This is a genomic window from Skermanella mucosa, from assembly GCF_016765655.2.
GTDB lineage: Bacteria > Pseudomonadota > Alphaproteobacteria > Azospirillales > Azospirillaceae > Skermanella > Skermanella mucosa.
In genome coordinates this window covers 6,167,923-6,181,084 of sequence record NZ_CP086106.1, presented here as the reverse complement: position 1 = coordinate 6,181,084, position 13,162 = coordinate 6,167,923, and the positions used below count along the sequence as shown (strand labels likewise).

Sequence of the window (13,162 nt, the reverse complement as noted above, 5' to 3'; positions counted from 1 at the left end):
AAGATGTCCCGCGCCCGCGTCATCTCCGTTGCCAACCAGAAGGGCGGCGTCGGCAAGACGACCACGACCGTCAACCTTGCCACCGCTCTCGCCGCCGTCGGCAAGCGCGTCCTGATCATGGACCTGGACCCCCAGGGCAACGCTTCGACCGGTCTCGGCATCGAGCGGTCTAGCCGCACGGTCGGCACCTACGACGTGATCTTCGCCGAGGTCCGGGTCGAGAACGCCGCGATCGAGACCCCGGTTCCCAACCTGTGGGTCGTCACCTCCTCCCAGGACCTGTCGGGCGCGGAGATCGAGCTTGTGGGCGCCGAACAGCGGGAGTACCGGCTGCGCATGGCGCTCGCCCACAGCGCCCTGAACTACGACTATGTCCTGATCGACTGCCCGCCGGCGCTCGGCCTGCTGACGCTGAACGCCCTGGTCGCGAGCGACGCGGTCATGGTGCCTCTCCAGTGCGAGTTCTACGCCCTCGAAGGCCTCAGCCACCTGATCCGGACCATCGAGCGGGTCAAGCGCGCCTTCAATCCCGGCCTGGATATCCATGGCGTCGTGCTGACCATGTTCGACAAGCGCAACAACCTGTCCGACATGGTCGCCGCCGACGTCCGCGGGTTCTTCGGGGAGAAGGTCTACGACACGGTCATCCCGCGGAACGTCAAGGTGTCGGAGGCCCCCTCCCACGGGAAGCCGGTGCTGATCTACGATCTGCGCTGCCCGGGCTCCCAGGCCTATATCCACCTGGCGAGCGAAGTCCTGAAGCGTGAGAAGAAGAGGCTGATCGCCTGATGGAAGACAACAAGCGCCGCTCGAACCTCGGCCGCGGCCTCAACGCGCTGTTCGGCGAGGCCGCCGCCGACGATCTGGTGGAGACCGTGGACAAGGGGGGCAAGCAGTCCCGCCAGATGCCGATCGAGTTCGTCACGCCCGGCAAGTTCCAGCCGCGGCGCCGGTTCGACCAGGAAGCGATCCAGAGCCTCGTGGACTCCGTGCGCGAGCGCGGCATCCTTCAGCCGCTGCTGGTCCGTCAGCATCCGGACGACCCCAAGATCTACGAGATCATCGCCGGCGAGCGCCGCTGGCGGGCCGCCCAGCTCGCCGGGCTGCATCAGGTTCCGGTCGTCGTCCGCGAGTTCACGGACCGGGAAGCGCTGGAAATCGCGCTGATCGAGAATATCCAGCGGCAGGACCTGACCGCCCTGGAAGAGGCCGAAGGCTACAAGCGGCTGATGGACGAGTTCGGCCACACCCAGGACGCCCTGGCGAAGGCGCTGGGCAAGAGCCGCAGCCATATCGCCAACATGCTCCGGCTGCTGACCCTGCCGTTGCAGGTGAAGCAGCTGGTCCAGGACGGCTCGATCACCGCTGGCCATGCGCGGGCCCTGTTGTCGGTCCCCGATCCGGTGGCGGCCGCCCATCAGGTGGTGGAGAAGGGCCTGAACGTCCGGCAGGTCGAGCAGCTCGCCCGCGATGCCCAGAACCCGAGGGAGGAGCCGGCGCCGCCCGCGCCGATCGGCGGATCCGCCCCGGTGTCACGAGGCACGGCACCGGCCCGTCCCGGCAAGGACCCCGACACCCTGGCCCTGGAGCAGGACATCACCGGCCGCCTGGGGCTGCGCGTCAGCATCAGCGCCCAGGGGCAGGGCGGCACCCTGAGCATCCAGTACCAGACGCTGGACCAGCTTGATGAAGTGATCCAGCGTCTGACGGGAAAGTAGGTCGGAGGGTGCGCGTCCCGCGCACCTTGGGCGGCGGGACGCCGCCCCTCCAGGATGTCTCAGCCCAGCTTCCGGGCCACCAGATCCGCCAGATTGACCTCCGGACGCGCGCCGACATGGCTGATCACCTCGGCCGCCGATATGGCGGCGATCCGGGCGCAGTCGGGCAGGCTGCGGCCATGGGTGTAGCCATGCAGGAAGCCGGCGGCGAACAGGTCGCCCGCCCCCGTGGTATCGACAAGGTGGTCGATGGGGTCGGCCGGGATCTCGAACACGTCCCGCTCCGTCACGACGACCGATCCCTTTTCGCTGCGGGTCAGCACGGCGGTCTCGCACCGTCCGCGGATTGCGGCCAGCGCCTGGTCGAAGCTGTCCACCTGGTAGAGCGCCATGATCTCGTGCTCGTTGCCGAACAGAATGTCCACGTGGTTGTCGACCAGGTCGGCGAACTCCGCCCGGTGGCGGTTGACGCAGAAGCTGTCGGACAGGGTCAGGGACAGCTTGCGGTCGCCGGCGTGGGCCAGCTCGGCGGCCTTGAGGAAGGCTTCCTTGGCGAGCGGCCGGTCCCAGAGATAGCCTTCCAGGTAGGTCACCTGGGCGCTCCGGATCAGGTCCGCGTCGATGTCGTCGGGACCCAGCTCGACGCAGGCGCCGAGATAGGTGTTCATGGTCCGTTGGGCGTCGGGCGTCACCAGGATCAGGCAGCGGGCCGTGGGGGCGCCTTCCGTCGCCGGCTTGCTGTCGAAGCTGACCCCGACGGCCCGGATGTCATGGCGGAACACGGTGCCGAGCTGGTCGTCCTTCACCTTGCCGATATAGGCGCCCTTGCCGCCCAGGGAGGCGATGCCGGCCATGGTGTTGCCGGCGGAACCGCCGGACATCTCGATACCCGGACCCATCCTGCCGTAAAGCTCTTCGGCCCGGTCGGCATCGATCAGGGTCATGGCGCCTTTTTCCAGGCCGTTGGCTTCGATGAAATCATCGTCGGCATGGGCGATGACATCGACGATGGCGTTGCCGATGCCGACAACGTCTAGGGTGGCCTGGGACATGCGGGGCTGCATCCTTGTTCCGGTGGGTTCTTGCGGGGAAGGTTTTGAGGATTAGTGCGGCCGGAGTATAACGGCCGGCGACCTCCGTACAAGTCCGGCCCTCGAACCTGATCGCGATGCTTCACATGATCCCTGCCCTCGTCCGCGCCATCGGCCAGCTCTCCGACCCTCCGGTCCGCAAGGTCGTCTGGTTGAGCGTCTTCGGCGCCATCCTGGGCTTCCTCACCATGGCCGGTCTGGCCTGGATCCTGCTTTTCCAGACCCAGCTCACGGAACTGCCCTGGCTGGACACAACCATAGACGTACTGGGCGGCCTGGGCGTGTTCGCCCTGGCCTACCTGTTCTTCCCGGCCGTCGTGGTGACCATCTCCGGCCTCCTGCTGGAGCGCGTGGCCGTGTCCGTCGAGCGGCGGTACTATCCGGGCCTGCCGCCCGCCGAGGGCCAGGGCCTGGGGGCCGAGATCTGGAACGCGATCAAGTTCCTCGCGATCGTCGTGTTCCTCAACCTGCTCGTCCTGCCGGTCTACCTGTTCCCGGGCGTCAACATCGCGGTCTTCTACATCCTGAACGGCTACCTGCTGAGCCGCGAGTACTTCGAACTCGTGGCACTCCGGCGGATGAAACCGTCAGCGGCCCGGACGCTGCGCAAGGCAAACAGTGCCAGGCTGTTCCTTGCCGGAGTCATCGTCGCCTTCTTTTCGACGATACCTTTGGTCAATCTGCTGGTTCCCGTTGTGGCGACGGCCTTCATGGTGCACATTTTCTATGGGCTCACAGGAAACTTGCACCGAGCTGCCAAATAGTAATAAAGAGTTAACCATGACGGCTCATTTTTATGGCCAGCCGTTTTGTGGCCAGCCGTCATCCACCCTGCCTTTGGGGGCCATCGCCCATGTTTCGACGCAAGTCACCGCCCGCCGGACCGCTGAAACCCGAAGGCGCCATGCCGGTCGAGCCGGCCGCGCCCGAAGCGGTGGCCACCGAGCCGCCGGTGCGTTCCCCGTTTGCCGATAAGGGACAAGATATGTCGCCGATCAAACCGCCGTCTTCCAGCACCTCCTTCAAGCCCGAAATTCCGCGCCGCGTGGTCGAGATTCCGGGTGCCCCGGCGCGCCGCCCCTTGGGCGAGGGTCTGGCGGCGCCTTCGACCGGCTCCTCGGTTTCCGGCTCGTCCCTGTCCACCGGCGCCACCGAGATGCGCAAGCTGATCGTCGGCCGCGACATTTCGCTCTCGGGCGAGATCACCGCCTGCGACGTGCTGGTGGTCGAAGGGACGGTCGAAGCCAAGCTGCGGGACGGCCGCAACATCGAGATCGCCGAGTCCGGCCTGTTCAAGGGCAGCGTCGAGATCGACGAGGCGGACATCGCCGGCCGGTTCGAGGGCGACATCAGCGTGCGCGGCCGCCTGCGCCTGCGCTCCACCGGCAAGATCAACGGCGCGATCCGCTACGGCGAGCTGGAGGTCGAGGCCGGCGGCCAGCTGATCGGCGAGATCCAGGTGCTGACAGCCAATTCGGCCTCCATCGCGCGGATGCCGACGACCCCGGCCGAGCCGCCGGCGGCTCCCGAGGTGACCCAGGCTTCCCCCTACCCGGCCGCGCATTCCGGCGGCGCCGAGTAAGCTTCCGGGCCTGATCGGAATGGAGAACCCGCCGGTGGTGACGCCGGCGGGTTTTTCCGTCCGGTTATTTCCGTCCCCTCGACGCTCAGAACATGTGGCCGCTGCGTTCGGCCTTGGTCTTCAGATAGGCTTCGTTGTGGCCGTTGCTGGGGAAGACATGGGGCACCCGGTCGACCACCTCGATCCCGCAGCGCGCCAGCTGGCGCAGCTTGTCCGGGTTGTTGGTCAGCAGCCGCACCTGGGAGAACCCCAGCTGGCGCAGCATCTCCGCCGCCGGAAGATATATCCGCTCGTCGGCGTCGAAGCCCAGCATCTCGTTGGCCTCGACCGTGTCGAACCCGTCGTCCTGAAGCTGGTAGGCCCGCAGCTTGTTGACCAGCCCGATACCCCTGCCCTCCTGCGCCAGGTAGAACACGATGCCGCTGCCCTGCCGGGCAATCTCCGCGATGGCGCCGCGGAGCTGGTCGCCGCAGTCGCAGCGGAGCGAGCCCAGCAGGTCGCCGGTGAAGCATTCCGAATGCAGCCGGACCAGCGCCGGGCCGTCTTCGGCGGAGGGATCGCCGATCACGATCGCCAGATGTTCGACTCCGCCGTCGGGCGGACGGAATGCCAGCACCCGCGTGTTCTCGGCATCGACCAGCGGCACCGCGGCGTCGCCGACCAGGGTCAGCGTCCGCGCCGCATGGGTCTGGTAGTCCAGGATGTCCCGCGCCCGCACCAGCATCAGGTCGTGCTTGGCGGCCCAGGTCACCGCCGTGGTCCCGCGCGGCAGCCGGACCGGAGCGACGACGGCGGCCGGCAGCAGGCGCGCCAGCTTGGCCAGCGCCACGGCCGCTCCCTCGCGGGTTCCCAGCTCGGCCGGCGCCACGCTCAGGGCCGGGACGGGACCCTGGGGCGTCCGCCGCGTCGGATCTACCAGCGTGTGGATCGCGTCGGCATCCAGGCCGCCGCTCAGCGCCAGCGTGACCACCGGCGCCTGCTGCCCGGACAGCCCGATCGCCGCGGCGCGCGGCCGGGTGACCGCGAGCACAGGGGATGCTCCGGCCGATTTCCTGAGACCGTCCAGCGCCTCCGCCGTCACCGCTTCCACCGACAGCGCCAGGGCGAGGCTCCCCTCCAGATCCTCCACCAGGACGGGATCGCCGCGCCGCAGCTCGCCGATCGCACGATCGACCGACCGCAGGGCCGTCTGATCGAGGGGTTGGGACAGGTCGTCCGTCAGTTTGGCGAGACTGGGGGAGGTCATTGTTCTTTTCTTGATGTCCGTGGAAAGTGGAGCGGGCTGTCAGATGTCGGTCCGGGTAGGCTCGGCGGCGGGGTCCCTGTCGCGATACCCGTCCGTCCGCGTGCCATCGTCCACGCCGGCCTTCACCAGCCAAAGCGTATCGACCGCGAAGGAGAAAAGCAAAAGGCCAAGTGCCGCTGCGGCCGCAAGGCTGCTGAGCGGCGGCTGGACCACCGGCAGGATGCAGGCCAGGAGGACCGCGATCTGCACGACGCAGATGACCCGGCGCCGCTGGCTGAACGGCAGCTCGGCGTTCAGCATGGGCCAGACCCAGCCGGCGGCGACGAAGCCGTAGCGCGCCAGCCCGATCGCCAGCACCCATGCGCCCGCCTTGCCGTCCTGCCATGCCAGCACCGCGAGGATGCCCATCAGGACCGTGTCGAAATTGATGTCCAGCTGCTTGCCGTACGGGGTCGCCATCCGCGTCCGCCGGGCGACCCAGCCGTCCACCCCGTCCAGCACCAGCGCCAGCAGAGCCGCCAGCGAGACGACCCAAAGCGCTTCGGGCGAGAGATGCCGGATCACCGGGATCGTCCCGCCGATCAGGCTGGCGATCACGCCGCGCAGCAGCGTCACCCGGTTGGCGGCGCCGAAACGGGCATGGGGCGCGTGCCCGCGCAGGTGGAGCAGCATCAGCACCGCGACGATCGCGTAGCAGCCCATGGCGGTCAGGGGATAGATGCCGGGCAGGCCGGCCAGATCGCCCAGCGCCACCGCGGCGGCGGCCGTCAGCACGCCGCCCGCCGCCATGTGCAGGGCGACGCTGAGGAAGAGCCGGGCCGTCGCCGGCATTCCCTGCCCGGGTTCCCTGTGGGCGCTGTCGGTCGATCCGTAAGCCATTGACGATAATTGGTGCATAAAATGCGATGGTAAAGGGCTCGGGTCCTGTCGATGGAGGCCCGCGGGAATTACCTTGAACGGGGGACTGGTAAAGCGGGACGGAGAGGGCAATTGGTAGGGCTTGATCATGGATAGTACCGAACCCTCCCTCGCGGGCTCCTCGCCCGCTTCCGATCCGGACCGGCTCTGGCGGGCGATCCTCGACCTCCGGCATGGCCGCGGGGGACCCGGCCCGGCCATGCCGCCGACCGCGGACGCCATCCGGGGCGGCATCGGGCCGGCGGATGGCGAAAGCCTCCTCCTGTGCGACCTCTATCTTCCCCTGTGCGCAGGAAGGCCGCCCGGGCGCTATGCCGTCGCCCATCTGGGGCAGAGCCTGGACGGCAGGATCGCGACCCTGTGCGGCGCCTCCCAGTGGGTGACCGGTCCCGAGGACATCCTGCACAATCACCGCATGCGCGCGCTGTCGGACGCCGTCCTGGTCGGGGCCGGCACCGTGCGGCACGACGATCCCAAGCTGACCGTCCGGCTGTGCGAGGGGCGCAACCCGGTGCGGGTCGTGGTCGACACCAACCGCCGGCTCGACGGCAGCCAGGGGATTTTCCACGACGGCGCCGCGCCGACGCTGCTGCTGTGCGCCCACGACCGGGCGCGGCCCGGCGAGCGCGTCGGCGCCGCCGAAGTGCTCGGGCTGCCCCGGTGCGGCGCCGGGCTCGATCCCGGCGGCATCCTGGCGCTGCTGGCCGACCGGGGCCTGGAGTTCGTCTTCATCGAGGGCGGCGGCGTGACCGTGTCCCGCTTCCTCCAGGCCGGCTGCCTCGACCGGCTCCAGGTCACCGTGGCGCCGCTGATCCTGGGATCCGGCCGGCCCAGCTTCACCTTGCCGGAGATCGAGACGATCGACGGCGGACTGCGGCCGAAGTCGCGCCATTTCGTCCTGGGAACGGACATCCTGTTCGATTGTGACCTGCGTGGCTGATCCCATCCCGAACGACCCGCCGACCGATACCGCCACCGCGTTCTGGACCGTGGCCCCCGGCCGGGGGGAGCTGCGCGAGGCGCCCCTGCCCGGCCCCGGTCCCGGCGAGGTGCTGGTCCGCGCCGAGGTCAGCGCCGTCAGCCGCGGCACCGAGAGCCTGGTGTTCCAGGGCAAGGTGCCGCCGGAGTTGTTCGACACCATGCGCTGCCCGTTCCAGGAAGGCGACTTCCCCGGCCCGGTCAAGTACGGCTACTGCATGGTCGGCGTGGTCGAGCGGGGTCCGGCCGCGCTGGCGGGCCGGCGGGTGTTCTGCCTGCACCCGCACCAGGACCGGTTCGTCGTTCCCGCCGACGCCGTCGTGCCGGTCCCGGACGGCGTGCCGGCCGATCGCGCCGCGCTGGCCGCCAACATGGAGACGGCGGTCAACATCCTGTGGGACGCCCTGCCCCCGGTCGGCAGCCGGATCGCGGTGATCGGCGGCGGCGTCGTCGGCTGCCTGACGGCCTGGCTGGCGGCCCGGATCCCCGCCGCCCGGGTCGAGCTGATCGACGTCGATCCGGCCCGCGCCGCCGTGGCCGAGGCGCTGGGCGTCGGGTTCGCGCTGCCGGAGGCGGCGTCGGGGGACTGCGACATAGTGATCCATGCCAGCGGCAATCCCGACGGCCTCGTCACGGCGCTGGCGCTCGCCGGGTTCGAGGCGACGGTGGTGGAGGCCAGCTGGTACGGCACCCGGCCGGTCGCGGCACCCCTCGGCGCCGCCTTCCATCCGCGCCGGCTCCGCCTGGTGTCCAGCCAGGTCGGGGCGGTGGCACCGGCCATGCGGTCGCGCTGGAGTTACCGCGACCGCTTGACCCTGGCCCTCGACCTGCTGAAGGATTCAAGGCCGGATATCCTCTTGACCGGATCATGTTTGTTTGCTGACCTAACAGATATTTTTCCCAAACTCGCGCTGACGCCCGGCGATCAGCCCGCAAATCAGATCTGCCATCTGGTCCGCTACGGCGGCGCCCGATGACGAACCGGAACGGAGGACTTCGCCGATGTACAGCCTGACCGTGCGGGATCACATCATGATCGCGCACAGCTTCAAGGGCGCGGTGTTCGGCCCCGCCCAGAAGCTCCATGGCGCCACCTTCATATGCGACCTGGAGATGCGCCGGCGCGAACTCGACGCCGACGGCCTCGTGGTCGATATCGGGATGGCCGCCGCCCTGCTCGCCGAGGTCCTGAAGCCGCTGAACTACCGGAACCTGGACGAGGTCGAGGAGCTTTCCGGCGTCAACACGACGACCGAGTTCCTGTGCGGCGAGATCCACCGCCGCCTGGGCGCCCGCATCCTGGACGGCGCGCTGGGCGAGGGCGGGCTGGGCCTCGACAGCCTCAAGGTCACCCTTCACGAGTCCCATATCGCCTGGGCCACGTTCGAGGGTCCGCTCCAGGGGGATGCGGCTCGATGAGCCTGGACGTCCATCTGGTTCTGCCCGGCCGCCTCGACCAGAAGACCGGCGGCTACATCTACGACGCCCGCATCGTCGCGGGCCTGCGGGCGCGCGGTATCCCGGTCCATGTCCACGAGCTGCCCGGCCCCTACCCGATCGTCGACCAGGAAGCGATCTACGAGGCGGACCGCGTGCTGTCCCGCCTGCCCGACGGCGCCCTGGTGGTGATCGACGGGCTGGCGCTGCCGGGCGTCGCCGGCAGCCTGATGATCGAGAACCACCGGCTGCGCCTGATGGCGCTGGTCCACCATCCCCTGTCGCTGGAAACCGGGCTGGACGAGGCGCAGGCGCGCACCCTGCGGCAACTGGAACAAGGCTGCCTCGCCCGTGTCCACCGCGTGGTCGTGACCAGCCCCTACACCGCGCAAGCTCTGCTGTCCGGGTTCCACGTGACGCCGGACCGTCTGGGCGTCGTCGAGCCCGGGACCGACCGGCCCGAGGGGCCGGCCGCCGGCTCCGGGACGCCGGAGCCGAACCTGCTGTGCGTCGCCACCGTCACGCCGCGCAAGGGCCACCTGCTGCTGGTCGAAGCCCTGGCCGGCCTTGCCGACCTGCCCTGGAAACTCACCTGCATCGGCAGCACCAGGCGCGATGCCGGGGCCGCCGCGGCGGTGCAGGACGCGATCTTGCGCCACGGGCTGACCGGCAGGATCGCCCTGATGGACGAGATCGGCCCCGCGGCGATGCCCAGCCAGTACCATGGCGCCGACCTGTTCGTGCTGCCCTCCTACTACGAGGGATACGGCATGGCGCTGGCGGAGGCGCTGTCCCACGGGCTGCCGATCGTCAGCACCCGCGCCGGCGCCATTCCGACCACCGTGCCGGAGGATGCCGCGATCCTGGTCCCGCCCGGCGACGCCGCGGCGCTCCGAGACGCGCTGCGGCTGTTGCTGACGGACGGCGGGTTGCGGTCCCGGCTGACCTCGGCGGCGCGGTCCGCGGCCCGGTGCCTGCCGACCTGGGACGACGCGGCCGACCGTTTCGCCGCCGAGCTGGCCGGCCTGGAGCCCCGGCTGCGCTTGTGCGCCACGGGCGATTGAGCATCCGGGAGACAGGACATGGGCGGCTTCGACCGGGACTGGCTGCGCCTGCGGGCGCCGTTCGACGATGCCGCCCGGGACGGATCGCTGACCCGGCGCTTCGCCGCGGCGCTGCCGGACAGCCCGCGCCTGCTCGATCTCGCCGCCGGCACCGGCGCGAACCTGCGCCACCTGTCGCCGCGCCTCCGGCGTCCGGGCCAGCGCTGGGTGCTGGCCGACCATGATCCCGTCCTGCTCGGCGCGGTCGCGGAGGAGTTGGCTGTCGGCGCGCATCCCCTGCCCGCCTTCGAGACCCGCAGCGTCGATCTGTCGAGCGACCTGGAGACCCTGGATTTCCGGCAGTTCGACGCCATCGTCGCGACGGCCCTGTTCGACCTCGTTTCAGCCGCCTGGATGGACCGCTTCGTCGCCGCCCTGGCGGGGGCGCCCAGACCGGTGCTTGTCACGCTGAGCGTCGACGGGCGGCTCCGCTGGTCGCCCGAAGACCCGCAGGACGCCGCGATGCGCGGCTGGATCGAGCGGCATCAGGCGACCGACAAGGGCTTCGGCCCCGCCCTCGGGCCGGAAGCCCCGACGCGGCTGGCCGATGCCCTGCGGGCCAACGGCTTCGCGGTCGAGACCGCCGCCAGCGACTGGACCATCGGGCCGGCCGACGTCGCCATGCATCTGGCCCTGATCGAAGGCTATCGGGGTGCTGCCCGGGAGATCGCGCCGGACGGCTGTTCCCCGGCGATCGAGGGCTGGGCGGAACGCCGCCGCGCGGCCGCGCAAGCGGGCGTCCTGGAGGCCCTGGTCGGCCATGTCGATATTTTCGCGGAACCGCGCCGAAAGCCTTTGACAGCCGCCGCCGGTCACAGTATCTAGCCGGTCCGCGCTGCCCAGGTGGCGGAATTGGTAGACGCGCAGGTTTCAGGTACCTGTGGCAGAAATGTCGTGGAAGTTCGAGTCTTCTCCTGGGCACCATCCTCCGAGGGTGGCTTCAAAGCGGCGCGGTAACGGATCGCGGGTCTCCCCCGCCGCTCCGATCGGCCTATGTCTCTCCCGGTACCGGCACGCGGTACGGCATCGACGCGGGAGGACGGACATGGCCAAGGCACTCTGGAACGGCGCAGTGATCGCGGAGTCGGACAGCTTCGAGCTGGTCGAAGGCAACGTGTATTTTCCGCCGGCTGCGCTCAGGCGCGATTATTTCAAACCATCCTCCACCACGACCGTCTGCCCCTGGAAGGGTACCGCCCATTACCACACGCTCGTGGTTGATGGCGTCGAAAACCGCGATGCCGCATGGTATTATCCGGAACCCAAGGAAGCGGCGGCGGCCATCAGGGATCATGTCGCGTTCTGGCGGGGAGTCGAGGTCCAGCGCTGAGGATCCCGCATCCGCGTCCCCGCCGGGGCCGGTGCTGGGCGCCCAGGTGCCGAACGGGACCCTAACAGGGGATGCGATGACGCCGGGCAAGAAGATCCTGCTGGTCGATGACGACGTGGCGCTGCGCCAGTCGCTGGCCGAACAGCTTCATCTCCTCGAGGAGTTCGAGACGGCCGAGGCGGACGACGCCTCGGCCGCCTTGAACCTGATCCGCCACGGCGTGTTCGACGCCGTCCTGCTCGACGTCGGCCTGCCCGACATGGACGGGCGCGAGCTGTGCCGCCTGATGCGGCGCGAAGGCGTGCGCAGCCCGATCATCATGCTGACGGCGGCCGGCACCGACAGCGACGCCATCCTGGGCCTCGACAGCGGCGCCAACGACTATGTGACGAAGCCGTTCCGGCTGAGCGTGCTGCTGGCCCGGCTGCGCGCCCAGCTGCGCCAGTACGAGCAGAGCGAGGACGCGGTCTTCTCCATCGGCCCCTACACCTTCCGCCCCAGCGTCAAGCTCCTGATGAACGAGGCCGGCAACCGCAAGATCAGGCTGACCGAGAAGGAGACGGCGATCCTCAAGTTCCTCTACCGCGCCGGCGAGAAGGTGGTCGGCCGCGACACCCTTCTGGGCGAGGTCTGGGGCTACAATGCCGGGGTCACCACCCACACGCTGGAAACCCATGTCTATCGCCTGCGCCAGAAGATCGAGCGCGATCCTTCCCATGCGGAGATCCTGGTAACCGAACCGGGAGGGTACCGGCTGATTCCGTAACCAGTCCGGGAAGTGGGAGCTGAATAAAAGGCTGTGCGGCGCTTTGCCGCGTCCAAGTAACTACCGTTAAATTTTTGTTATCTATATTTGGGATCCTCCAATTTACTTTCTTCTATCCCGGGTATGGTTATGATGCGGCCAACCTGCCGCCATGCCTCAGGGGTTCCATGGTCACCGCCGTCTTACCCACCGCCGAGTCCCCCGCCGCCGCGGCGCCTGCCGCCGGCCAGTCGGCCTACTTCCCTTCGGAGCCGCGGCTCTCGGTGGTCGTCCCCGTCTACAACGAGGCGGAAAACGTCGCGCCTCTGCTGGGGGAGATCCGGGCGGCGCTCGCCGCGTCCGTGGAGTACGAGGTGATCTTCGTCGATGACTGCAGCGACGACGGCACCGCCGGACGGCTCGCCGCGGAACCGGGCGCCGTGCGCGTCGTCCGGCATTCCACCCGATCGGGCCAGAGCGCCGCCGTGCGCACCGGCGTCCGGGCCGCCCGGGGGACCTGGATCGCGACGCTCGACGGCGACGGGCAGAACGATCCCGCCGACATTCCCAACCTGCTGGACCTGGCGATGATGCCCGGCGCGCCGGCGCTGGTCGGCGGGATCCGGCGCAAGCGCCGCGACATATGGTCCAAGCGGGTCGCCACGCGGATCGCCAACGGCTTGCGCCAGGCCGTCCTGAACGACGGCTGCGCCGACACCGGGTGCGGCATCAAGGTGTTCCGCCGCGACGCCTTCCTGGATCTGCCTTATTTCGGGGCCATGCACCGGTTCCTTCCCGCCCTGTTCCAGATCCACGGGCATGGCGTCGCCTTCGTCGAGGTCAATCATCGGGCGCGCCGTCGCGGCGTCTCGAAATACGGCAATCTGGGACGTGCGGCCATCGGCATAGTCGACCTGATGGGTGTCCTGTGGTTGAAGCGCCGTACCCGCCTGCCTGACTCCGTCCTCGAGGACTTTGCCGGGCAGGTCCGCTGATCGGTCGATGGCGCGGCAT

General features: G+C 69.2%; 15 protein-coding genes and 1 tRNA gene. 13 read left to right on the top strand and 3 right to left on the bottom strand.

Annotation, left to right across the window (positions count from 1 at the left end; all coding sequences use genetic code 11):
• Positions 1 to 3 precede the first annotated feature (3 nt).
• Both JL100_RS28670 and JL100_RS28665 read left to right on the top strand, forming a co-directional pair.
• The gene (locus JL100_RS28670; protein ID WP_202685505.1) at positions 4 to 789 is read left to right on the top strand and encodes a ParA family protein; all 786 of its coding nucleotides are present in this window, start codon (positions 4 to 6) and stop codon (positions 787 to 789) included.
• Entirely contained in the window at positions 789 to 1,718 is a 930-nt protein-coding gene (locus JL100_RS28665) for a ParB/RepB/Spo0J family partition protein (RefSeq protein WP_202685498.1), read from the top strand. Before JL100_RS28670 ends, JL100_RS28665 begins: the two co-directional genes overlap by 1 nt.
• 59 nt (positions 1,719 to 1,777) lie before the next feature.
• On the opposite strand, the gene JL100_RS28660 is transcribed toward JL100_RS28665, so the two are convergent.
• Positions 1,778 to 2,770: an adenosine kinase gene (locus JL100_RS28660; protein WP_202685497.1), complete on the bottom strand. Its 993-nt coding sequence runs from the start codon at positions 2,768 to 2,770 to the stop codon at positions 1,778 to 1,780.
• Between the two features lie 125 nt (positions 2,771 to 2,895).
• Between JL100_RS28660 and JL100_RS28655 the strand changes: the two genes are divergently transcribed.
• Together JL100_RS28655 and JL100_RS28650 are read left to right on the top strand one after the other, a co-directional pair.
• Positions 2,896 to 3,573 carry an EI24 domain-containing protein gene (locus JL100_RS28655; protein WP_202685496.1) on the top strand — a complete coding sequence of 226 codons (678 nt, stop codon included), beginning with the start codon at positions 2,896 to 2,898 and terminating at the stop codon, positions 3,571 to 3,573.
• 221 nt (positions 3,574 to 3,794) lie between these two features.
• Positions 3,795 to 4,391, top strand: a complete 597-nt coding sequence (locus JL100_RS28650) for a bactofilin family protein (RefSeq protein WP_228420963.1) — start codon at positions 3,795 to 3,797, stop codon at positions 4,389 to 4,391.
• 85 nt (positions 4,392 to 4,476) lie between these two features.
• On the opposite strand, the gene ribA is transcribed toward JL100_RS28650, so the two are convergent.
• Together ribA and JL100_RS28640 are read right to left on the bottom strand one after the other, a co-directional pair.
• The gene (ribA, locus tag JL100_RS28645; RefSeq protein WP_202685494.1) at positions 4,477 to 5,637 is read right to left on the bottom strand and encodes a GTP cyclohydrolase II; all 1,161 of its coding nucleotides are present in this window, start codon (positions 5,635 to 5,637) and stop codon (positions 4,477 to 4,479) included.
• A 39-nt stretch (positions 5,638 to 5,676) separates the two neighbouring features.
• Complete coding sequence (locus JL100_RS28640; protein ID WP_202685493.1) at positions 5,677 to 6,468, bottom strand: CDP-alcohol phosphatidyltransferase family protein; 792 nt, start codon at positions 6,466 to 6,468, stop codon at positions 5,677 to 5,679.
• Between the two features lie 175 nt (positions 6,469 to 6,643).
• On the opposite strand from JL100_RS28640, the gene JL100_RS28635 reads away from it, so the two are divergent.
• The 9 genes from JL100_RS28635 to JL100_RS28595 all read left to right on the top strand — a co-directional run bounded on the left by JL100_RS28635 (position 6,644) and on the right by JL100_RS28595 (position 13,143).
• Positions 6,644 to 7,495, top strand: a complete 852-nt coding sequence (locus JL100_RS28635; RefSeq protein WP_228420962.1) for a RibD family protein — start codon at positions 6,644 to 6,646, stop codon at positions 7,493 to 7,495.
• Entirely contained in the window at positions 7,488 to 8,510 is a 1,023-nt protein-coding gene (locus JL100_RS28630) for an MDR/zinc-dependent alcohol dehydrogenase-like family protein (RefSeq protein WP_228420961.1), read from the top strand. The genes JL100_RS28635 and JL100_RS28630 overlap by 8 nt, the downstream gene beginning before the upstream one ends.
• A gap of 25 nt (positions 8,511 to 8,535) precedes the next feature.
• Complete coding sequence (locus JL100_RS28625) at positions 8,536 to 8,952, top strand: 6-pyruvoyl trahydropterin synthase family protein (protein WP_202685492.1); 417 nt, start codon at positions 8,536 to 8,538, stop codon at positions 8,950 to 8,952.
• A complete protein-coding gene (locus tag JL100_RS28620; protein ID WP_228420960.1) occupies positions 8,949 to 10,034 on the top strand; it encodes a glycosyltransferase family 4 protein in 1,086 nt (361 codons plus the stop codon). Before JL100_RS28625 ends, JL100_RS28620 begins: the two co-directional genes overlap by 4 nt.
• An 18-nt stretch (positions 10,035 to 10,052) precedes the next feature.
• Positions 10,053 to 10,898 carry a class I SAM-dependent methyltransferase gene (locus tag JL100_RS28615; RefSeq protein ID WP_202685490.1) on the top strand — a complete coding sequence of 282 codons (846 nt, stop codon included), beginning with the start codon at positions 10,053 to 10,055 and terminating at the stop codon, positions 10,896 to 10,898.
• A gap of 12 nt (positions 10,899 to 10,910) precedes the next feature.
• Positions 10,911 to 10,997: transfer RNA gene (locus JL100_RS28610), tRNA-Leu, on the top strand.
• Between the two features lie 121 nt (positions 10,998 to 11,118).
• Positions 11,119 to 11,403: a DUF427 domain-containing protein gene (locus tag JL100_RS28605; protein WP_202685488.1), complete on the top strand. Its 285-nt coding sequence runs from the start codon at positions 11,119 to 11,121 to the stop codon at positions 11,401 to 11,403.
• Between the two features lie 76 nt (positions 11,404 to 11,479).
• Positions 11,480 to 12,169 (top strand): response regulator transcription factor, encoded by a 690-nt coding sequence (locus JL100_RS28600; protein ID WP_202685487.1) that lies wholly within the window; start codon positions 11,480 to 11,482, stop codon positions 12,167 to 12,169.
• A gap of 167 nt (positions 12,170 to 12,336) precedes the next feature.
• Positions 12,337 to 13,143, top strand: a complete 807-nt coding sequence (locus JL100_RS28595) for a glycosyltransferase family 2 protein (protein WP_202685485.1) — start codon at positions 12,337 to 12,339, stop codon at positions 13,141 to 13,143.
• Positions 13,144 to 13,162 lie beyond the last annotated feature (19 nt).

What these genes read in the sequence shown, in the direction of transcription:
- JL100_RS28635 (WP_228420962.1), top strand. Translation starts at nt 6,644, where the DNA reads ATGGATAGTACCGAACCCTCCCTCGCGGGCTCCTCGCCCGCTTCCGAT.
- JL100_RS28605 (WP_202685488.1), top strand. Translation starts at nt 11,119, where the DNA reads ATGGCCAAGGCACTCTGGAACGGCGCAGTGATCGCGGAGTCGGACAGC.
- JL100_RS28625 (WP_202685492.1), top strand. Translation starts at nt 8,536, where the DNA reads ATGTACAGCCTGACCGTGCGGGATCACATCATGATCGCGCACAGCTTC.
- JL100_RS28665 (WP_202685498.1), top strand. Translation starts at nt 789, where the DNA reads ATGGAAGACAACAAGCGCCGCTCGAACCTCGGCCGCGGCCTCAACGCG.
- JL100_RS28660 (WP_202685497.1), bottom strand. Translation starts at nt 2,770, where the DNA reads ATGTCCCAGGCCACCCTAGACGTTGTCGGCATCGGCAACGCCATCGTC.
- JL100_RS28615 (WP_202685490.1), top strand. Translation starts at nt 10,053, where the DNA reads ATGGGCGGCTTCGACCGGGACTGGCTGCGCCTGCGGGCGCCGTTCGAC.
- JL100_RS28620 (WP_228420960.1), top strand. Translation starts at nt 8,949, where the DNA reads ATGAGCCTGGACGTCCATCTGGTTCTGCCCGGCCGCCTCGACCAGAAG.
- JL100_RS28655 (WP_202685496.1), top strand. Translation starts at nt 2,896, where the DNA reads ATGATCCCTGCCCTCGTCCGCGCCATCGGCCAGCTCTCCGACCCTCCG.
- ribA (WP_202685494.1), bottom strand. Translation starts at nt 5,637, where the DNA reads ATGACCTCCCCCAGTCTCGCCAAACTGACGGACGACCTGTCCCAACCC.
- JL100_RS28595 (WP_202685485.1), top strand. Translation starts at nt 12,337, where the DNA reads ATGGTCACCGCCGTCTTACCCACCGCCGAGTCCCCCGCCGCCGCGGCG.
- JL100_RS28600 (WP_202685487.1), top strand. Translation starts at nt 11,480, where the DNA reads ATGACGCCGGGCAAGAAGATCCTGCTGGTCGATGACGACGTGGCGCTG.
- JL100_RS28670 (WP_202685505.1), top strand. Translation starts at nt 4, where the DNA reads ATGTCCCGCGCCCGCGTCATCTCCGTTGCCAACCAGAAGGGCGGCGTC.
- JL100_RS28640 (WP_202685493.1), bottom strand. Translation starts at nt 6,468, where the DNA reads ATGCCGGCGACGGCCCGGCTCTTCCTCAGCGTCGCCCTGCACATGGCG.
- JL100_RS28650 (WP_228420963.1), top strand. Translation starts at nt 3,795, where the DNA reads ATGTCGCCGATCAAACCGCCGTCTTCCAGCACCTCCTTCAAGCCCGAA.